This window comes from Microbulbifer mixtoriginis (SeqCode), assembly GCF_052466765.1.
The window spans coordinates 2,133,947-2,157,678 of record NZ_CP174289.1 but is presented as its reverse complement, the minus strand read 5'-3'; the positions used below and the strand labels follow the sequence as shown (position 1 = coordinate 2,157,678).

Annotated in this window: 1 protein-coding gene; it reads left to right on the top strand. The window is 54.0% G+C overall.

Features of this window, described 5'->3' with window-relative positions; translation table 11 throughout:
• Nucleotides 1-29 precede the first annotated feature (29 nt).
• On the top strand, nucleotides 30-23,732 hold the full coding sequence (locus ACJJIV_RS09515; RefSeq protein ID WP_444891533.1) for a filamentous hemagglutinin N-terminal domain-containing protein: 23,703 nt from the start codon (nucleotides 30-32) through the stop codon (nucleotides 23,730-23,732).

The window sequence follows — 23,732 nt, the reverse complement described above, 5'->3', positions numbered from 1 at the left end:
GACCTGACCGCTCTATGCAAGGTACCGGTATGAAAGCCCAAAAAAATACTCTTGAACTGAAAAAACTGACTTCTGCAATCAAGGTATCCCGCTTAGCGTATGCTGGCATGTTTGCAGGCTTACTAAGCCCTCTGGCAAATGCTGGCCCGGAAGGCGGTGTGGTAACCGGCGGTAGTGGCACAATCGATGTGAATGGCACGACCACAACAATCGATCAAAATACCGATCTGCTTTCTATAGATTGGGATTCTTTTAGTCTGAGTGCTGAAGAACTTGTAAAGTTTCTCCAGCCAAATACCTCCTCAGTCGTACTCAACCGAATTTTGGATCAAAGTGCGAGTACGATTCATGGCGCTATTGAAGCCAATGGCCACGTTATTCTAGTAAACCCACGCGGGGTACTTTTTACCGAAAGTGCCACTATCAATGTCGGCGCTATAACCGCTTCTGGACTCGATATGAGCCCCGAGGATTTTATGAATGGCGACTTCACTTTTAAGGGGGAAGATGGCTCCGCAGGCTTTGTGGTCAATAAAGGTGTTATCAATGCAGCCAGTGCTGTATTGGTAGGTAAACAGGTCACCAACGCCTCTTCAGGCCTGATTAGCGCAGAGCTAGTCAGTTTGGCCGCTGCAGATGAAGCGATCCTTACCTTCGATGCCGACGGCATGATCGGTGTACAAGTCACTAAAGAGGTGATGGAAAACGACCTCGGTGTTGATAGCGCCGTTTTAAATGAAGGTAATATCAATGGTGCCCAGGTTCTCCTGGAAGCGAGCGTATCCGGCGACTTATTTACTGCTGCAGTAAATAACGAAGGCACGATTAAGGCCCAGGGAATCGACACCAGCGGAGGCAAAATTCGTTTATTTGGTTCGGGTTCCAGTGTCATCAATAGTGGCGAGTTACAAGCCGCTGGTTCCACGGGCGGTAAGGTGGTGCTCGAGGGTGATACTGCAGAACACAGAGGTGAAATTGATGTTCGTGGTAGCGCCGGCCGGGGCGGTCAGGCCATGGTTCTCGGCGATGAAGTACTGGTCAGCGGCACCATAGATGCACGTGGTACGGCTGATGGCGGTGAAGTATTAATCGGTGGTGATTATCAAGGAAAGAATGACCAGATTCGTAATGCTAAAAAAACCACAGTCACTGAAGATGCTCTTATTGATGCGAGTGGTTTAGGAGAAAGCGATGGTGGTGAGGTTATTGTTTGGGCTGATCATACTACGAATTTCGCCGGGACCATTCTAGCCGAATCTGGTGAGCAAGGTGGTGATGGGGGCTTCGTAGAGACCTCGGGTAAGACTTTTCTAAATCTTGGAGAAAATAGTTTATTTGTGTCTACCCTAAGCCATGAAAATGGAAATACCGGTCTGTGGTTGCTTGATCCTAATTGGATGAAGATAAGTAGCTCGAACACTGGCTGTAATCAGGGCAACTGTATCTCTGCTGCAACAATTCAAACTGCACTACTAACAAATAATTTTGAGTTAAAGGTTGATGCCTCTGACAATATTACGAAAGGCATCCGTGTTGAAGAAGATATAACATGGGCAGATGTAAGTGATGGTCCAATACATACACTGACACTTAATTCTCTTGGAGAGATAAAAGTTCAGAGTGGAGTTAATATATCATCGGCATACGGAACTTTGAATATTATCTCTAGCATTAATTCCGATGGCTATGGTGATTTTGCAAACTACGGCAATATCAATGTGGCCACATTTGATGCGAGGGTAAAGGGGGATTTTAAAAACCTAATTGATGAAGATAGTGGTTTCTTAGGCTCTATTTCTGCTCAGAAAATATTTATTTCAACAGATAAATCATTTGTTAATGATGGCTTCATAGCTTTTAGCGGTATTGAAGAATCACCTGGAGTAATAAATTCAGAAAGCTTTAGCTTACAAGTTGGTCAGGCGAATAATGGTTCGGATAATAAATTAGGTGATATACAATATACAGGCACAGCTCCCTCTGACGATGTTATTTTCTCAGTTTTAGGCTCTACCGGGACAGATAAGTTTACTTTTTCGGCTGCGAGTTATGACATTGCACTAAAAGGCAGCAAATCTTTTTCACTGGGAACTGATGGTCTAGGGGATAACCTAAGTTTTACGTTTAATGAGGTTGAGGTTGTAGATGCCGGTAGTAATAGTAGCCTTACTGGACAGGCGAATATAGCAGAAAGTTTTACTATCGAAGCTGATGCGGATGTTGTAGTTGATGGTATCACTTTTACCGGTATCGACCGTATTACCGACAACGGATCAGATACCGACCCGGCAGATAGCCTGGTCAGCAATTTGAGCAGCAGCGACTGGAGCCTGACTGCAACCGATAACCAGGTAACCCATAGCGGCATCACTATTACCGGAATAGAAAGTCTCAGTGGCGGTAAGAAGACGCTTAACGGACATGTAGATGCTGTTAATGGCGATAGTGGGGATAGCTATACCCTCGCCAGCAATGGCGATGTCACTGTCGACAGGATGACCTTTGCCACGATGGAGAAAATCGTTGCCGCCGGCGGCAGCGATACCGTAGAGGCCAGCGGTGTATCCGGCATCAGCCTGTTGGGCAGCCAATCGTTTAGCGCTGCCGTCACTAACGGCACGACCAGCACGATTATCGTTGAAGGTATCGAAAAGGTTACCGACACCGGCGAGATTACCGGCACCAGTGAAGCGGATAGTTTCACCGTGGTGAAACTCAATGATGATGTTGTTGTACAGAGCCAAAATATCGACTTTTATGGCGTCAACAAGGTCGATGGTGGCGATGACAGTGACACATTAACCGGCCTGGCCGACACCGACTTTACCCTGAGCGATAACAGCGGTGGCTTTAGTCACAGCGCGATCGACTTCGTCAACCTGGAAAACGTCACTGCGACAGGTAGTAGCCAACTGGTGGGTACCACCCAACAGGAAACCTACTCTGTCCAGAGTGATGGTAGTGTCAAAGTAAACGGGGTTAACTTCGCCGCACTCAGTGGTGTCAGCGCGCATGCAGATGGTCTCACCGGCCTGGACGATATTGTCGACGCAACCTTGTATAGCGCCGGCCTCGCGCTGACTGGCAACGTCAAAGAAGTGAAGCTGTTGACAACGCCGGACACCAATTTTGTCTTTAGCGGCATTGGCCAAGCGCAAACCCAAATTTTGGACGTCTCCGCCAGCGGTGATGTTGCGATTGTGGCTGGAGATAATGCCCTCGATATCGCCAGTATTAATTTCACCAGTCTGGAAGAAGTAAACGGTGGGGGCAGCAATACCTTAAAAGTTGCCGCCGATGTCAGCCTGAACAACTCCAGTACCGCTGGTGACTTTGATAGCAGCAAGATGCTGTTCTCCGGTTTTAATACGGTGAACTCCGACAGTGCCATTACCTTGACCGGCACCGATGCGGCCGATGAATTTACGGTAGGCTCCGCTGCGAATCAGGTAGCAGTAGAAGGTATTACCTTCACCAATGTTGATGTCGTAGCAGCGGATGCCGCGACTGGTGACAAAGGTGAGAGTGATATCGTTAACGCAACGGCTATTGATGTGTATCTGACCGGCAATGATAAAGAGTTGTCCACCAACGGCATGCTCTTCAAAGAAATTGAAACCGGGAATGTCACTGATAAACGCTTATTTGGCTCCGCGACAAAAAGCGACAGCATCACTATTCTCGCTGCGAATGAGATTACCGCTAATGCCATGGGCTTCATCGGGATTAGTGAATTAGACCTTGGCGCCGGTGGCGGTAGCGTGACCGGAGTGGATGGTGCCGACTGGCAGTTGACCGCGACAAATAAACAGGTAATTAGCAGCGGTATTACCTTCTCCAACGCCGACATTCTCGCCGCACAAAATGCCAACTTAGTGGGTGTTGCCGGTCGCAAAGAAGAATTTACCCTGGAGGATAACAGCGGTATTGAGGTAGCGGTCAATGAAATGACCTTTACCGGTATCGACCGTATTACCGACAACGGATCAGATACCGACCCGGCAGATAGCCTGGTCAGCAATTTGAGCAGCAGCGACTGGAGCCTGACTGCAACCGATAACCAGGTAACCCATAGCGGCATCACTATTACCGGAATAGAAAGTCTCAGTGGCGGTAAGAAGACGCTTAACGGACATGTAGATGCTGTTAATGGCGATAGTGGGGATAGCTATACCCTCGCCAGCAATGGCGATGTCACTGTCGACAGGATGACCTTTGCCACGATGGAGAAAATCGTTGCCGCCGGCGGCAGCGATACCGTAGAGGCCAGCGGTGTATCCGGCATCAGCCTGTTGGGCAGCCAATCGTTTAGCGCTGCCGTCACTAACGGCACGACCAGCACGATTATCGTTGAAGGTATCGAAAAGGTTACCGACACCGGCGAGATTACCGGCACCAGTGAAGCGGATAGTTTCACCGTGGTGAAACTCAATGATGATGTTGTTGTACAGAGCCAAAATATCGACTTTTATGGCGTCAGCAAGGTCGATGGTGGCGATGACAGTGACACATTAACCGGCCTGGCCGACACCGACTTTACCCTGAGCGATAACAGCGGTGGCTTTAGTCACAGCGCGATCGACTTCGTCAACCTGGAAAACGTCACTGCGACAGGTAGTAGCCAACTGGTGGGTACCACCCAACAGGAAACCTACTCTGTCCAGAGTGATGGTAGTGTCAAAGTAAACGGGGTTAACTTCGCCGCACTCAGTGGTGTCAGCGCGCATGCAGATGGTCTCACCGGCCTGGACGATATTGTCGACGCAACCCTGTATAGCGCCGGCCTCGCGCTGACTGGCAACGTCAAAGAAGTGAAGCTGTTGACAACGCCGGACACCAATTTTGTCTTTAGCGGCATTGGCCAAGCGCAAACCCAAATTTTGGACGTCTCCGCCAGCGGTGATGTTGCGATTGTGGCTGGAGATAATGCCCTCGATATCGCCAGTATTAATTTCACCAGTCTGGAAGAAGTAAACGGTGGGGGCAGCAATACCTTAAAAGTTGCCGCCGATGTCAGCCTGAACAACTCCAGTACCGCTGGTGACTTTGATAGCAGCAAGATGCTGTTCTCCGGTTTTAATACGGTGAACTCCGACAGTGCCATTACCTTGACCGGCACCGATGCGGCCGATGAATTTACGGTAGGCTCCGCTGCGAATCAGGTAGCAGTAGAAGGTATTACCTTCACCAATGTTGATGTCGTAGCAGCGGATGCCGCGACTGGTGACAAAGGTGAGAGTGATATCGTTAACGCAACGGCTATTGATGTGTATCTGACCGGCAATGATAAAGAGTTGTCCACCAACGGCATGCTCTTCAAAGAAATTGAAACCGGGAATGTCACTGATAAACGCTTATTTGGCTCCGCGACAAAAAGCGACAGCATCACTATTCTCGCTGCGAATGAGATTACCGCTAATGCCATGGGCTTCATCGGGATTAGTGAATTAGACCTTGGCGCCGGTGGCGGTAGCGTGACCGGAGTGGATGGTGCCGACTGGCAGTTGACCGCGACAAATAAACAGGTAATTAGCAGCGGTATTACCTTCTCCAACGCCGACATTCTCGCCGCACAAAATGCCAACTTAGTGGGTGTTGCCGGTCGCAAAGAAGAATTTACCCTGGAGGATAACAGCGGTATTGAGGTAGCGGTCAATGAAATGACCTTTACCGGTATCGACCGTATTACCGACAACGGATCAGATACCGACCCGGCAGATAGCCTGGTCAGCAATTTGAGCAGCAGCGACTGGAGCCTGACTGCAACCGATAACCAGGTAACCCATAGCGGCATCACTATTACCGGAATAGAAAGTCTCAGTGGCGGTAAGAAGACGCTTAACGGACATGTAGATGCTGTTAATGGCGATAGTGGGGATAGCTATACCCTCGCCAGCAATGGCGATGTCACTGTCGACAGGATGACCTTTGCCACGATGGAGAAAATCGTTGCCGCCGGCGGCAGCGATACCGTAGAGGCCAGCGGTGTATCCGGCATCAGCCTGTTGGGCAGCCAATCGTTTAGCGCTGCCGTCACTAACGGCACGACCAGCACGATTATCGTTGAAGGTATCGAAAAGGTTACCGACACCGGCGAGATTACCGGCACCAGTGAAGCGGATAGTTTCACCGTGGTGAAACTCAATGATGATGTTGTTGTACAGAGCCAAAATATCGACTTTTATGGCGTCAACAAGGTCGATGGTGGCGATGACAGTGACACATTAACCGGCCTGGCCGACACCGACTTTACCCTGAGCGATAACAGCGGTGGCTTTAGTCACAGCGCGATCGACTTCGTCAACCTGGAAAACGTCACTGCGACAGGTACAGGTAGTAGCCAACTGGTGGGTACCACCCAACAGGAAACCTACTCTGTCCAGAGTGATGGTAGTGTCAAAGTAAACGGGGTTAACTTCGCCGCACTCAGTGGTGTCAGCGCGCATGCAGATGGTCTCACCGGCCTGGACGATATTGTCGACGCAACCTTGTATAGCGCCGGCCTCGCGCTGACTGGCAACGTCAAAGAAGTGAAGCTGTTGACAACGCCGGACACCAATTTTGTCTTTAGCGGCATTGGCCAAGCGCAAACCCAAATTTTGGACGTCTCCGCCAGCGGTGATGTTGCGATTGTGGCTGGAGATAATGCCCTCGATATCGCCAGTATTAATTTCACCAGTCTGGAAGAAGTAAACGGTGGGGGCAGCAATACCTTAAAAGTTGCCGCCGATGTCAGCCTGAACAACTCCAGTACCGCTGGTGACTTTGATAGCAGCAAGATGCTGTTCTCCGGTTTTAATACGGTGAACTCCGACAGTGCCATTACCTTGACCGGCACCGATGCGGCCGATGAATTTACGGTAGGCTCCGCTGCGAATCAGGTAGCAGTAGAAGGTATTACCTTCACCAATGTTGATGTCGTAGCAGCGGATGCCGCGACTGGTGACAAAGGTGAGAGTGATATCGTTAACGCAACGGCTATTGATGTGTATCTGACCGGCAATGATAAAGAGTTGTCCACCAACGGCATGCTCTTCAAAGAAATTGAAACCGGGAATGTCACTGATAAACGCTTATTTGGCTCCGCGACAAAAAGCGACAGCATCACTATTCTCGCTGCGAATGAGATTACCGCTAATGCCATGGGCTTCATCGGGATTAGTGAATTAGACCTTGGCGCCGGTGGCGGTAGCGTGACCGGAGTGGATGGTGCCGACTGGCAGTTGACCGCGACAAATAAACAGGTAATTAGCAGCGGTATTACCTTCTCCAACGCCGACATTCTCGCCGCACAAAATGCCAACTTAGTGGGTGTTGCCGGTCGCAAAGAAGAATTTACCCTGGAGGATAACAGCGGTATTGAGGTAGCGGTCAATGAAATGACCTTTACCGGTATCGACCGTATTACCGACAACGGATCAGATACCGACCCGGCAGATAGCCTGGTCAGCAATTTGAGCAGCAGCGACTGGAGCCTGACTGCAACCGATAACCAGGTAACCCATAGCGGCATCACTATTACCGGAATAGAAAGTCTCAGTGGCGGTAAGAAGACGCTTAACGGACATGTAGATGCTGTTAATGGCGATAGTGGGGATAGCTATACCCTCGCCAGCAATGGCGATGTCACTGTCGACAGGATGACCTTTGCCACGATGGAGAAAATCGTTGCCGCCGGCGGCAGCGATACCGTAGAGGCCAGCGGTGTATCCGGCATCAGCCTGTTGGGCAGCCAATCGTTTAGCGCTGCCGTCACTAACGGCACGACCAGCACGATTATCGTTGAAGGTATCGAAAAGGTTACCGACACCGGCGAGATTACCGGCACCAGTGAAGCGGATAGTTTCACCGTGGTGAAACTCAATGATGATGTTGTTGTACAGAGCCAAAATATCGACTTTTATGGCGTCAGCAAGGTCGATGGTGGCGATGACAGTGACACATTAACCGGCCTGGCCGACACCGACTTTACCCTGAGCGATAACAGCGGTGGCTTTAGTCACAGCGCGATCGACTTCGTCAACCTGGAAAACGTCACTGCGACAGGTAGTAGCCAACTGGTGGGTACCACCCAACAGGAAACCTACTCTGTCCAGAGTGATGGTAGTGTCAAAGTAAACGGGGTTAACTTCGCCGCACTCAGTGGTGTCAGCGCGCATGCAGATGGTCTCACCGGCCTGGACGATATTGTCGACGCAACCCTGTATAGCGCCGGCCTCGCGCTGACTGGCAACGTCAAAGAAGTGAAGCTGTTGACAACGCCGGACACCAATTTTGTCTTTAGCGGCATTGGCCAAGCGCAAACCCAAATTTTGGACGTCTCCGCCAGCGGTGATGTTGCGATTGTGGCTGGAGATAATGCCCTCGATATCGCCAGTATTAATTTCACCAGTCTGGAAGAAGTAAACGGTGGGGGCAGCAATACCTTAAAAGTTGCCGCCGATGTCAGCCTGAACAACTCCAGTACCGCTGGTGACTTTGATAGCAGCAAGATGCTGTTCTCCGGTTTTAATACGGTGAACTCCGACAGTGCCATTACCTTGACCGGCACCGATGCGGCCGATGAATTTACGGTAGGCTCCGCTGCGAATCAGGTAGCAGTAGAAGGTATTACCTTCACCAATGTTGATGTCGTAGCAGCGGATGCCGCGACTGGTGACAAAGGTGAGAGTGATATCGTTAACGCAACGGCTATTGATGTGTATCTGACCGGCAATGATAAAGAGTTGTCCACCAACGGCATGCTCTTCAAAGAAATTGAAACCGGGAATGTCACTGATAAACGCTTATTTGGCTCCGCGACAAAAAGCGACAGCATCACTATTCTCGCTGCGAATGAGATTACCGCTAATGCCATGGGCTTCATCGGGATTAGTGAATTAGACCTTGGCGCCGGTGGCGGTAGCGTGACCGGAGTGGATGGTGCCGACTGGCAGTTGACCGCGACAAATAAACAGGTAATTAGCAGCGGTATTACCTTCTCCAACGCCGACATTCTCGCCGCACAAAATGCCAACTTAGTGGGTGTTGCCGGTCGCAAAGAAGAATTTACCCTGGAGGATAACAGCGGTATTGAGGTAGCGGTCAATGAAATGACCTTTACCGGTATCGACCGTATTACCGACAACGGATCAGATACCGACCCGGCAGATAGCCTGGTCAGCAATTTGAGCAGCAGCGACTGGAGCCTGACTGCAACCGATAACCAGGTAACCCATAGCGGCATCACTATTACCGGAATAGAAAGTCTCAGTGGCGGTAAGAAGACGCTTAACGGACATGTAGATGCTGTTAATGGCGATAGTGGGGATAGCTATACCCTCGCCAGCAATGGCGATGTCACTGTCGACAGGATGACCTTTGCCACGATGGAGAAAATCGTTGCCGCCGGCGGCAGCGATACCGTAGAGGCCAGCGGTGTATCCGGCATCAGCCTGTTGGGCAGCCAATCGTTTAGCGCTGCCGTCACTAACGGCACGACCAGCACGATTATCGTTGAAGGTATCGAAAAGGTTACCGACACCGGCGAGATTACCGGCACCAGTGAAGCGGATAGTTTCACCGTGGTGAAACTCAATGATGATGTTGTTGTACAGAGCCAAAATATCGACTTTTATGGCGTCAGCAAGGTCGATGGTGGCGATGACAGTGACACATTAACCGGCCTGGCCGACACCGACTTTACCCTGAGCGATAACAGCGGTGGCTTTAGTCACAGCGCGATCGACTTCGTCAACCTGGAAAACGTCACTGCGACAGGTAGTAGCCAACTGGTGGGTACCACCCAACAGGAAACCTACTCTGTCCAGAGTGATGGTAGTGTCAAAGTAAACGGGGTTAACTTCGCCGCACTCAGTGGTGTCAGCGCGCATGCAGATGGTCTCACCGGCCTGGACGATATTGTCGACGCAACCCTGTATAGCGCCGGCCTCGCGCTGACTGGCAACGTCAAAGAAGTGAAGCTGTTGACAACGCCGGACACCAATTTTGTCTTTAGCGGCATTGGCCAAGCGCAAACCCAAATTTTGGACGTCTCCGCCAGCGGTGATGTTGCGATTGTGGCTGGAGATAATGCCCTCGATATCGCCAGTATTAATTTCACCAGTCTGGAAGAAGTAAACGGTGGGGGCAGCAATACCTTAAAAGTTGCCGCCGATGTCAGCCTGAACAACTCCAGTACCGCTGGTGACTTTGATAGCAGCAAGATGCTGTTCTCCGGTTTTAATACGGTGAACTCCGACAGTGCCATTACCTTGACCGGCACCGATGCGGCCGATGAATTTACGGTAGGCTCCGCTGCGAATCAGGTAGCAGTAGAAGGTATTACCTTCACCAATGTTGATGTCGTAGCAGCGGATGCCGCGACTGGTGACAAAGGTGAGAGTGATATCGTTAACGCAACGGCTATTGATGTGTATCTGACCGGCAATGATAAAGAGTTGTCCACCAACGGCATGCTCTTCAAAGAAATTGAAACCGGGAATGTCACTGATAAACGCTTATTTGGCTCCGCGACAAAAAGCGACAGCATCACTATTCTCGCTGCGAATGAGATTACCGCTAATGCCATGGGCTTCATCGGGATTAGTGAATTAGACCTTGGCGCCGGTGGCGGTAGCGTGACCGGAGTGGATGGTGCCGACTGGCAGTTGACCGCGACAAATAAACAGGTAATTAGCAGCGGTATTACCTTCTCCAACGCCGACATTCTCGCCGCACAAAATGCCAACTTAGTGGGTGTTGCCGGTCGCAAAGAAGAATTTACCCTGGAGGATAACAGCGGTATTGAGGTAGCGGTCAATGAAATGACCTTTACCGGTATCGACCGTATTACCGACAACGGATCAGATACCGACCCGGCAGATAGCCTGGTCAGCAATTTGAGCAGCAGCGACTGGAGCCTGACTGCAACCGATAACCAGGTAACCCATAGCGGCATCACTATTACCGGAATAGAAAGTCTCAGTGGCGGTAAGAAGACGCTTAACGGACATGTAGATGCTGTTAATGGCGATAGTGGGGATAGCTATACCCTCGCCAGCAATGGCGATGTCACTGTCGACAGGATGACCTTTGCCACGATGGAGAAAATCGTTGCCGCCGGCGGCAGCGATACCGTAGAGGCCAGCGGTGTATCCGGCATCAGCCTGTTGGGCAGCCAATCGTTTAGCGCTGCCGTCACTAACGGCACGACCAGCACGATTATCGTTGAAGGTATCGAAAAGGTTACCGACACCGGCGAGATTACCGGCACCAGTGAAGCGGATAGTTTCACCGTGGTGAAACTCAATGATGATGTTGTTGTACAGAGCCAAAATATCGACTTTTATGGCGTCAACAAGGTCGATGGTGGCGATGACAGTGACACATTAACCGGCCTGGCCGACACCGACTTTACCCTGAGCGATAACAGCGGTGGCTTTAGTCACAGCGCGATCGACTTCGTCAACCTGGAAAACGTCACTGCGACAGGTAGTAGCCAACTGGTGGGTACCACCCAACAGGAAACCTACTCTGTCCAGAGTGATGGTAGTGTCAAAGTAAACGGGGTTAACTTCGCCGCACTCAGTGGTGTCAGCGCGCATGCAGATGGTCTCACCGGCCTGGACGATATTGTCGACGCAACCTTGTATAGCGCCGGCCTCGCGCTGACTGGCAACGTCAAAGAAGTGAAGCTGTTGACAACGCCGGACACCAATTTTGTCTTTAGCGGCATTGGCCAAGCGCAAACCCAAATTTTGGACGTCTCCGCCAGCGGTGATGTTGCGATTGTGGCTGGAGATAATGCCCTCGATATCGCCAGTATTAATTTCACCAGTCTGGAAGAAGTAAACGGTGGGGGCAGCAATACCTTAAAAGTTGCCGCCGATGTCAGCCTGAACAACTCCAGTACCGCTGGTGACTTTGATAGCAGCAAGATGCTGTTCTCCGGTTTTAATACGGTGAACTCCGACAGTGCCATTACCTTGACCGGCACCGATGCGGCCGATGAATTTACGGTAGGCTCCGCTGCGAATCAGGTAGCAGTAGAAGGTATTACCTTCACCAATGTTGATGTCGTAGCAGCGGATGCCGCGACTGGTGACAAAGGTGAGAGTGATATCGTTAACGCAACGGCTATTGATGTGTATCTGACCGGCAATGATAAAGAGTTGTCCACCAACGGCATGCTCTTCAAAGAAATTGAAACCGGGAATGTCACTGATAAACGCTTATTTGGCTCCGCGACAAAAAGCGACAGCATCACTATTCTCGCTGCGAATGAGATTACCGCTAATGCCATGGGCTTCATCGGGATTAGTGAATTAGACCTTGGCGCCGGTGGCGGTAGCGTGACCGGAGTGGATGGTGCCGACTGGCAGTTGACCGCGACAAATAAACAGGTAATTAGCAGCGGTATTACCTTCTCCAACGCCGACATTCTCGCCGCACAAAATGCCAACTTAGTGGGTGTTGCCGGTCGCAAAGAAGAATTTACCCTGGAGGATAACAGCGGTATTGAGGTAGCGGTCAATGAAATGACCTTTACCGGTATCGACCGTATTACCGACAACGGATCAGATACCGACCCGGCAGATAGCCTGGTCAGCAATTTGAGCAGCAGCGACTGGAGCCTGACTGCAACCGATAACCAGGTAACCCATAGCGGCATCACTATTACCGGAATAGAAAGTCTCAGTGGCGGTAAGAAGACGCTTAACGGACATGTAGATGCTGTTAATGGCGATAGTGGGGATAGCTATACCCTCGCCAGCAATGGCGATGTCACTGTCGACAGGATGACCTTTGCCACGATGGAGAAAATCGTTGCCGCCGGCGGCAGCGATACCGTAGAGGCCAGCGGTGTATCCGGCATCAGCCTGTTGGGCAGCCAATCGTTTAGCGCTGCCGTCACTAACGGCACGACCAGCACGATTATCGTTGAAGGTATCGAAAAGGTTACCGACACCGGCGAGATTACCGGCACCAGTGAAGCGGATAGTTTCACCGTGGTGAAACTCAATGATGATGTTGTTGTACAGAGCCAAAATATCGACTTTTATGGCGTCAACAAGGTCGATGGTGGCGATGACAGTGACACATTAACCGGCCTGGCCGACACCGACTTTACCCTGAGCGATAACAGCGGTGGCTTTAGTCACAGCGCGATCGACTTCGTCAACCTGGAAAACGTCACTGCGACAGGTAGTAGCCAACTGGTGGGTACCACCCAACAGGAAACCTACTCTGTCCAGAGTGATGGTAGTGTCAAAGTAAACGGGGTTAACTTCGCCGCACTCAGTGGTGTCAGCGCGCATGCAGATGGTCTCACCGGCCTGGACGATATTGTCGACGCAACCTTGTATAGCGCCGGCCTCGCGCTGACTGGCAACGTCAAAGAAGTGAAGCTGTTGACAACGCCGGACACCAATTTTGTCTTTAGCGGCATTGGCCAAGCGCAAACCCAAATTTTGGACGTCTCCGCCAGCGGTGATGTTGCGATTGTGGCTGGAGATAATGCCCTCGATATCGCCAGTATTAATTTCACCAGTCTGGAAGAAGTAAACGGTGGGGGCAGCAATACCTTAAAAGTTGCCGCCGATGTCAGCCTGAACAACTCCAGTACCGCTGGTGACTTTGATAGCAGCAAGATGCTGTTCTCCGGTTTTAATACGGTGAACTCCGACAGTGCCATTACCTTGACCGGCACCGATGCGGCCGATGAATTTACGGTAGGCTCCGCTGCGAATCAGGTAGCAGTAGAAGGTATTACCTTCACCAATGTTGATGTCGTAGCAGCGGATGCCGCGACTGGCGACAAAGGTGAGAGTGATAAGGTTATAGCTCTTGGGATAGATATATACCTTGCTGGAAGATCTCAAGAATTCACAGCTTCAGCTATCGATTTTTCAGGGTTCGAGCAGGTTGAGACGGAGAGCCTGTTTGGTACTAACTCTGCTGATCATTTCACAATGGAAGATCCTGGGGTAGGAGCTACCGGTGGGGCTGTCTCGATCTATGGAATGACGATCTCTGGAATAAAAAGTCTGGATGCTGGAGATGGAGTTGATTCGGTAGAAAGTAGGAATGGTATTGGGTACGAGATTAACGCTGGCTTAGTGAGTCATGACGGGATTCAATTCTCCAATGTAGAGTCCTTCTCAGGAAGTTTTGCTGAACTTCTTAGCTTGGGTTCAAATGATGATGAGTTTACTGTCGATAGCTCTGGAAATGTTTTAATAAGTGGTTTGGAGTTTAGAAATCTATCCAGTGTCGATGCAGGAACTGGGGATAATTCTGTAGATGCGAAAGCTTATACGGCAGGTTTAGCGCTGACAGAAAATTCTGGCGAGGTTAGCTTATTCAACGATGTACTTGTCTTCAAAAAAATAAAAGAGGTCGAAGTCGATAAGCTATTTGGTACCAATAATATCGATCTTTTTTCCCTAAATAGTGACTCAGATAACCCCATCCTGACGGCATCAGGAATCGATTTTTCTGGGCTGTCCAGTGTTGATGGTCTTGCGGGTGAAGATACCCTGACGGTTGATGATGCTGTTCTTGATGGAGACAAAATCAATGGTATTACTTTTATTAATTTAGGTGATGTTGCCTCTAAAAAAGTCACCATTAGCAGTGATCAATCTGGCAATTTTTATATCTATGATGGTTATGTAATATCTGATCAGGATAGCGATCATGGCAGTGGTAATGAATACAAGTTCACTGGGGTTGAGCATGTTGATACCAACGGATTTGCGACCACTGTAACGGGGTACTCGGGGGAGAACTGGTATGTCCTTGGCGATAAATCGGCCAAGAATTATGGTGTTAGTTTCTATGACGTAACAAACCTCATTGCGAAAAATGGCGGGGGCTTAATTGGTGAGTCTGCAGGCGCTGCCTATACCATTGGCACAGAGTCCGGTCAGACTGTTGTCTCGGTGAGACAGATGTCATTCCATAATCTATCTCACTTGACAGCAAGTGAAGTAGCTGATGATACAGTCACTAGTGGTGTTGCAAGTAATTGGCAATTAACACAGTCAGATAACCAAGTTGTACACGCTGGCCTGACTATCAAGAATGTGGAATCCCTGAGCGGTGGCAACGGCAGCCTGAGCAGCAGCGAGAGCGACAACTACGCCTTCAATGCCGACGCCGATACGGTCACCGTCGACGGCATGGTCTTTGCCAACCTCAGCAGCATCGCCGCCAGCGGCAGCGCCGACCGTGTCAGCGGCGGTGCCAACCAGGGCTGGAGCCTGACCGGCGTCGAGGACCAAGTGTTGCATAACGGCATCACCATTACCGGCGCCGAATCCCTGAGCGGTGGCAACGGCAGCCTGAGCAGCAGCGAGAGCGACAACTACGCCTTCAATGCCGACGCCGATACGGTCACTGTCGACGGCATGGTCTTTGCCAACCTCAGCAGCATCGCCGCCAGCGGCAGCGCCGACCGTGTCAGCGGCGGTGCCAACCACGGCTGGAGCCTGACCGGCGTCGAGGACCAAGTGATGCATAACGGCATCACCATTACCGGCGCCGAATCCCTGAGTGGTGGCAACGGTAGCCTGAGCAGCAGCGAGAGCGACAACTACGCCTTCAATGCCGACGCCGATACGGTCACCGTCGACGGCATGGTCTTTGCCAACCTCAGCAGCATCGCCGCCAGCGGCAGCGCCGACCGTGTCAGCGGCGGTGCCAACCACGGCTGGAGCCTGACCGACGTCGAGGACCAAGTGATGCATAACGGCATCACCATTACCGGCGCCGAATCCCTGAGTGGTGGCAACGGCAGCCTAAGCAGCAGCGAGAGCGACAACTACGCCTTCAATGCCGACGCCGATACGGTCACCGTCGACGGCATGGTCTTTGCCAACCTCAGCAGCATCGCCGCCAGCGGCAGCGCCGACCGTGTCAGCGGCGGTGCCAACCACGGCTGGAGCCTGACCGGCGTCGAGGACCAAGTGTTGCATAACGGCATCACCATTACCGGCGCCGAATCCCTGAGTGGTGGCAACGGCAGCCTAAGCAGCAGCGAGAGCGACAACTACGCCTTCAATGCCGACGCCGATACGGTCACTGTCGACGGCATGGTCTTTGCCAACCTCAGCAGCATCGCCGCCAGCGGCAGCGCCGACCGTGTCAGCGGCGGTGCCAACCACGGCTGGAGCCTGACCGACGTCGAGGACCAAGTGATGCATAACGGCATCACCATTACCGGCGCCGAATCCCTGAGTGGTGGCAACGGCAGCCTAAGCAGCAGCGAGAGCGACAACTACGCCTTCAATGCCGACGCCGATACGGTCACCGTCGACGGCATGGTCTTTGCCAACCTCAGCAGCATCGCCGCCAGCGGCAGCGCCGACCGTGTCAGCGGCGGTGCCAACCACGGCTGGAGCCTGACCGGCGTCGAGGACCAAGTGTTGCATAACGGCATCACCATTACCGGCGCCGAATCCCTGAGTGGTGGCAACGGCAGCCTAAGCAGCAGCGAGAGCGACAACTACGCCTTCAATGCCGACGCCGATACGGTCACCGTCGACGGCATGGTCTTTGCCAACCTCAGCAGCATCGCCGCCAGCGGCAGCGCCGACCGTGTCAGCGGCGGTGCCAACCACGGCTGGAGCCTGACCGACGTCGAGGACCAAGTGATGCATAACGGCATCACCATTACCGGCGCCGAATCCCTGAGCGGTGGCAACGGCAGCCTGAGCAGCAGCGAGAGCGACAACTACGCCTTCAATGCCGACGCCGATACGGTCACTGTCGACGGCATGGTCTTTGCCAACCTCAGCAGCATCGCCGCCAGCGGCAGCGCCGACCGTGTCAGCGGCGGTGCCAACCACGGCTGGAGCCTGACCGGCGTCGAGGACCAAGTGATGCATAACGGCATCACCATTACCGGCGCCGAATCCCTGAGTGGTGGCAACGGCAGCCTGAGCAGCAGCGAGAGCGACAACTACGCCTTCAATGCCGACGCCGATACGGTCACCGTCGACGGCATGGTCTTTGCCAACCTCAGCAGCATCGCCGCCAGCGGCAGCGCCGACCGTGTCAGCGGCGGTGCCAACCACGGCTGGAGCCTGACCGACGTCGAGGACCAAGTGATGCATAACGGCATCACCATTACCGGCGCCGAATCCCTGAGCGGTGGCAACGGCAGCCTGAGCAGCAGCGAGAGCGACAACTACGCCTTCAATGCCGACGCCGATACGGTCACCGTCGACGGCATGGTCTTTGCCAACCTCAGCAGCATCGCCGCCAGCGGCAGCGTCGACCGTGTCAGCGGCGGTGCCAACCACGGCTGGAGCCTGACCGACGTCGAGGACCAAGTGATGCATAACGGCATCACCATTACCGGCGCCGAATCCCTGAGCGGTGGCAACGGCAGCCTGAGCAGCAGCGAGAGCGACAACTACGCCTTCAATGCCGACGCCGATACGGTCACTGTCGACGGCATGGTCTTTGCCAACCTCAGCAGCATCGCCGCCAGCGGCAGCGCCGACCGTGTCAGCGGCGGTGCCAACCACGGCTGGAGCCTGACCGACGTCGAGGACCAAGTGATGCATAACGGCATCACCATTACCGGCGCCGAATCCCTGAGCGGTGGCAACGGCAGCCTGAGCAGCAGCGAGAGCGACAACTACGCCTTCAATGCCGACGCCGATACGGTCACCGTCGACGGCATGGTCTTTGCCAACCTCAGCAGCATCGCCGCCAGTGGCAGCGCCGACCGTGTCAGCGGCGGTGCCAACCACGGCTGGAGCCTGACCGACGTCGAGGACCAAGTGATGCATAACGGCATCACCATTACCGGCGCCGAATCCCTGAGCGGTGGCAACGGCAGCCTGAGCAGCAGCGAGAGCGACAACTACGCCTTCAATGCCGACGCCGATACGGTCACTGTCGACGGCATGGTCTTTGCCAACCTCAGCAGCATCGCCGCCAGCGGCAGCGCCGACCGTGTCAGCGGCGGTGCCAACCACGGCTGGAGCCTGACCGACGTCGAGGACCAAGTGATGCATAACGGCATCACCATTACCGGCGCCGAATCCCTGAGCGGTGGCAACGGCAGCCTGAGCAGCAGCGAGAGCGACAACTACGCCTTCAATGCCGACGCCGATACGGTCACCGTCGACGGCATGGTCTTTGCCAACCTCAGCAGCATCGCCGCCAGCGGCAGCGCCGACCGTGTCAGCGGCGGTGCCAACCACGGCTGGAGCCTGACCGACGTCGAGGACCAAGTGATGCATAACGGCATCACCATTACCGGCGCCGAATCCCTGAGCGGTGGCAACGGCAGCCTAAGCAGCAGCGAGAGCGACAACTACGCCTTCAATGCCGACGCCGATACGGTCACCGTCGACGGCATGGTCTTTGCCAACCTCAGCAGCATCGCCGCCAGCGGCAGCGCCGACCGTGTCAGCGGCGGTGCCAACCACGGCTGGAGCCTGACCGACGTCGAGGACCAAGTGATGCATAACGGCATCACCATTACCGGCGCCGAATCCCTGAGCGGTGGCAACGGCAGTCTAAGCAGCAGCGAGAGCGACAACTACGCCTTCAATGCCGACGCCGATACGGTCACCGTCGACGGCATGGTCTTTGCCAACCTCAGCAGCATCGCCGCCAGCGGCAGCGCCGACCGTGTCAGCGGCGGTGCCAACCAGGGCTGGAGCCTGACCGGCGTCGAGGACCAAGTGTTGCATAACGGCATCACCATTACCGGCGCCGAATCCCTGAGCGGTGGCAACGGCAGCCTGAGCAGCAGCGAGAGCGACAACTACGCCTTCAATGCCGACGCCGATACGGTCACTGTCGACGGCATGGTCTTTGCCAACCTCAGCAGCATCGCCGCCAGCGGCAGCGCCGACCGTGTCAGCGGCGGTGCCAACCACGGCTGGAGCCTGACCGGCGTCGAGGACCAAGTGATGCATAACGGCATCACCATTACCGGCGCCGAATCCCTGAGTGGTGGCAACGGTAGCCTGAGCAGCAGCGAGAGCGACAACTACGCCTTCAATGCCGACGCCGATACGGTCACCGTCGACGGCATGGTCTTTGCCAACCTCAGCAGCATCGCCGCCAGCGGCAGCGCCGACCGTGTCAGCGGCGGTGCCAACCACGGCTGGAGCCTGACCGACGTCGAGGACCAAGTGATGCATAACGGCATCACCATTACCGGCGCCGAATCCCTGAGTGGTGGCAACGGCAGCCTAAGCAGCAGCGAGAGCGACAACTACGCCTTCAATGCCGACGCCGATACGGTCACCGTCGACGGCATGGTCTTTGCCAACCTCAGCAGCATCGCCGCCAGCGGCAGCGCCGACCGTGTCAGCGGCGGTGCCAACCACGGCTGGAGCCTGACCGGCGTCGAGGACCAAGTGTTGCATAACGGCATCACCATTACCGGCGCCGAATCCCTGAGTGGTGGCAACGGCAGCCTAAGCAGCAGCGAGAGCGACAACTACGCCTTCAATGCCGACGCCGATACGGTCACTGTCGACGGCATGGTCTTTGCCAACCTCAGCAGCATCGCCGCCAGCGGCAGCGCCGACCGTGTCAGCGGCGGTGCCAACCACGGCTGGAGCCTGACCGGCGTCGAGGACCAAGTGATGCATAACGGCATCACCATTACCGGCGCCGAATCCCTGAGTGGTGGCAACGGCAGCCTGAGCAGCAGCGAGAGCGACAACTACGCCTTCAATGCCGACGCCGATACGGTCACCGTCGACGGCATGGTCTTTGCCAACCTCAGCAGCATCGCCGCCAGCAGCAGCGCCGACCGTGTCAGCGGCGGTGCCAACCACGGCTGGAGCCTGACCGACGTCGAGGACCAAGTGATGCATAACGGCATCACCATTACCGGCGCCGAATCCCTGAGTGGTGGCAACGGCAGCCTAAGCAGCAGCGAGAGCGACAACTACGCCTTCAATGCCGACGCCGATACGGTCACCGTCGACGGCATGGTCTTTGCCAACCTCAGCAGCATCGCCGCCAGCGGCAGCGCCGACCGTGTCAGCGGCGGTGCCAACCACGGCTGGAGCCTGACCGGCGTCGAGGACCAAGTGTTGCATAACGGCATCACCATTACCGGCGCCGAATCCCTGAGTGGTGGCAACGGCAGCCTAAGCAGCAGCGAGAGCGACAACTACGCCTTCAATGCCGACGCCGATACGGTCACCGTCGACGGCATGGTCTTTGCCAACCTCAGCAGCATCGCCGCCAGCGGCAGCGCCGACCGTGTCAGCGGCGGTGCCAACCACGGCTGGAGCCTGACCGACGTCGAGGACCAAGTGATGCATAACGGCATCACCATTACCGGCGCCGAATCCCTGAGCGGTGGCAACGGCAGCCTGAGCAGCAGCGAGAGCGACAACTACGCCTTCAATGCCGACGCCGATACGGTCACCGTCGACGGCATGGTCTTTGCCAACCTCAGCAGCATCGCCGCCAGCGGCAGCGCCGACCGTGTCAGCGGCGGTGCCAACCACGGCTGGAGCCTGACCGACGTCGAGGACCAAGTGATGCATAACGGCATCACCATTACCGGCGCCGAATCCCTGAGCGGTGGCAACGGCAGCCTGAGCAGCAGCGAGAGCGACAACTACGCCTTCAATGCCGACGCCGATACGGTCACTGTCGACGGCATGGTCTTTGCCAACCTCAGCAGCATCGCCGCCAGCGGCAGCGCCGACCGTGTCAGCGGCGGTGCCAACCACGGCTGGAGCCTGACCGGCGTCGAGGACCAAGTGATGCATAACGGCATCACCATTACCGGCGCCGAATCCCTGAGTGGTGGCAACGGCAGCCTGAGCAGCAGCGAGAGCGACAACTACGCCTTCAATGCCGACGCCGATACGGTCACCGTCGACGGCATGGTCTTTGCCAACCTCAGCAGCATCGCCGCCAGCGGCAGCGCCGACCGTGTCAGCGGCGGTGCCAACCACGGCTGGAGCCTGACCGACGTCGAGGACCAAGTGATGCATAACGGCATCACCATTACCGGCGCCGAATCCCTGAGCGGTGGCAACGGCAGCCTGAGCAGCAGCGAGAGCGACAACTACGCCTTCAATGCCGACGCCGATACGGTCACCGTCGACGGCATGGTCTTTGCCAACCTCAGCAGCATCGCCGCCAGCGGCAGCGTCGACCGTGTCAGCGGCGGTGCCAACCACGGCTGGAGCCTGACCGACGTCGAGGACCAAGTGATGCATAACGGCATCACCATTACCGGCGCCGAATCCCTGAGCGGTGGCAACGGCAGCCTGAGCAGCAGCGAGAGCGACAACTACGCCTTCAATGCCGACGCCGATACGGTCACTGTCGACGGCATGGTCTTTGCCAACCTCAGCAGCATCGCCGCCAGCGGCAGCGCCGACCGTGTCAGCGGCGGTGCTAACCACGGCTGGGTGCTTACTGATACTGCAAATAGAGTGCAGCATGGCAATACAGTGATAACTGGTGGGGAGTTGTTCAGAGGTGGTTCTGGCAATTTGGAAGGTGGGGATTTTGTAGATACATTCATCTTGGCCGCGAGTAATGGCGCTACTTCGGTCCAAGTTGACGATATGACCTTCACTGAAGTGAACACTGTAAATGCTGGCGGTGGCTCAGACACTATTACGGCCACTAGTGGAATAGATGGGGAAGCCTGGGTGCTGGGATCTGGTAGCGGTAGTCTCGCTGTTGCCGGGGTAGATTTTGAGGGCGTGGAGAAGGTTACTGCCGATGATGTGGCATTGGATGCTGCAACCAATGATCAGGTCGATACCTTTGAGTTAGCCGAAATCGGCACGTCGCTAAAAGCCCGAGGAATAGAGTTCTCCTCTGTAGCCAGCGTTGCTGCGGGTAGCGGCGGTGAAGATAAGATTGAGAGTGATGCGGGCAGCTGGCAGCTAACCGGCACGGCGAATGCCCTCGAAGCCAATGGGGTTGAGTTCAGCGGTATAGATGCAGTAGAAACGAAAAATGCCCAGCTTTACGGTACCGAGGCCAGTGATGTCTTAACCTTGACCCAGTCCGGTATTGATACAGCTGGTATTGCATTTACAGGCATCACTAAAGTGAACAGTGAGGGTGGGGCTGATAAGCTCGTGGGGACCTCGGGCGATGATACATTCACACTTGCCTCGAATGGGGATATCACATCTGCGGGCATTCTTTTTACCGGGCTTGAAAGTGTGGATACTGGTGAGGGTGAGGACACAGTTAATGCAGCCGGCAGTGGCGCTAGCTGGACATCTTCCAGTAATGGCAGCTCCCTAGAAAACGGAGCGGCTCAAGCCAGGGTGAATGGCCTTACTGTTCTGTTTGATAATCTTGAGATGGTCCAGGGAGTGGGTACATATATTGGCCAGGACATCGGCAGTAACTATGTCTTCGATAGCCTCAACAGCATGGAAGTTGCTGGGGTCACTTTTGCGGATCTGGAGAGCCTGAGTGCGGGTAGTGCAAACGATACTATCCAGGGGGCCAATATTGATGCGGTTTGGGATATCAACGATGCGCAGAGTACCGTAAGCGGCAATAACAAAAAGCTTGTGTTTAGCGGTATTGAAGCGATAAATGCGGGTAGTGGCCAGGATACTTTTAATTTAAATGGCGGTGAGCTTGCTTCAATAGATACCGGTGCAGGTAATGACACGGTCATACTCTCTGCAACCACCATCGATAGTATTTCCCTGGGAGAGGGGGATGACTACGTGGAAGTCAATGAGAATAGCTCTGACACAGTAGCACTCTCTGGTGGCAGCGGAAGTGATTCCTTCCAGTACAACCTTGCTGGTGATACCTGGCAGGTGAAATCCTCTGGCAACAAAGTAGGCAACTTTAGCTTCTCTGACTTTGAGTTCCTTGATAACACTTCCAGTAATCTCACTTTAGAAACAGACTTTGCTTTTGATTTTGAAAATGGCGGTGTTAATTCCGGCAGCTTCAACAAAAGCGGCGTAGGTTTGCGATTTGTAGGCAGTGGTATGCGTCTCGGTTACGACGGATCAGGGGATATTAATGTACTTAGCAGTGCCACGGGTACTATTGGCGGTAGCCTCAAAGCTAAGCGTGCAGATTTGGTGGTCAGCGGCGATGTCAACATTGAGTCCGATGTGGATGTCCTCGCTATCTCTACATCCGGGCCGGATGTTGATATTACGGTGCTGGCGAAAGACAACCTACTGATTGATGAAATCAATGCGGGTCGCGGTAACGTTCAGTTGGCGAGTGAGGGCTTTGGTATGCTCACCGCTGAAACCTACGGCGATACCCATATCACAGCGGGCAATATCACTCTGGGTACCGATACTCAGCTCTGGAGTATTATCGGTAGCGAGTTGGTGCCGTTGCGTATGGATGCGCTTACCAATGTGGCCATTGTTTCTGTCTCCTACTACGAGCCGGAATTTATTGGGCAGGTACCGAACTTCACTAGTAAGGGTGACGAACTACAGTCTATCGCTGGTGCCCAGGCATCCCAGGGATTGCGTTCCGCAATCCAAAATGGTGTTGAGGACTTCACCCAGGTTGACCCAGCGATTTTCAGTGCGGTGAAACCTTACAGTAGTGGAGTGGATGCGGTGAATTCCCCGGAAATGCGTTTGAGATCCGGTGAGTTGTTACCTGCAGCAGGACTTTCCGGAACCGATGAGGAAGATCCGGAATTCGATGCCAGGCTGGAAGAGAGCCAGGATGTTACTGTCGACTACCGCGAGCAGGAGACCTTGGCCTCCATTAATTCAGGGGGCTGA

Excerpts from the sequence above, each read along its gene's own strand:
- ACJJIV_RS09515 (WP_444891533.1), top strand. The coding sequence starts at position 30 with ATGAAAGCCCAAAAAAATACTCTTGAACTGAAAAAACTGACTTCTGCA.